The organism is Streptomyces beijiangensis (genome assembly GCF_017315755.1).
GTDB classification, from domain to species: domain Bacteria; phylum Actinomycetota; class Actinomycetes; order Streptomycetales; family Streptomycetaceae; genus Streptomyces; species Streptomyces beijiangensis.
The window spans coordinates 1-346 of record NZ_JAFLRJ010001230.1 but is presented as its reverse complement, the minus strand read 5'-3'; the positions used below and the strand labels follow the sequence as shown (position 1 = coordinate 346).

General features: G+C 72.3%; 1 protein-coding gene. It reads left to right on the top strand.

Annotation, left to right across the window (positions count from 1 at the left end):
* A partial coding sequence (locus J0695_RS41290) for a GntR family transcriptional regulator (protein WP_206969935.1) occupies positions 1-346 on the top strand: 346 nt, incomplete at both ends.

Here is a 346-nt window from a genome sequence, read left to right as displayed (position 1 = left end):
CCGGGGCAGGCCCTCGTCGAGACCGAGCTCGCCGCGCAGTTCGGGGTCTCCAAGACCCCGGTGCGCGAGGCCCTGAAGACCCTGGCGGGGACCGGGCTCGTGGTGATGAGCCAGTACAAGGGCGTCACCGTGCGGATGGTCGACGCGGAGATGGCGCGCGAGGTCTACGACGTACGGCTGCTCCTCGAACCCGAGGCGCTGCGCCGCTTCGAGCGACGCCTTGCGAGTGATGCTGCGGCGCAGGAGGCGCTGGGGCGCTCCGACACCGCCGAGGACAAGGCGGACCGCTCGCTCGCCAACCGCGACTTCCACCGGGCGCTCTATCTGCCCTGCGGGCACCCGCTCC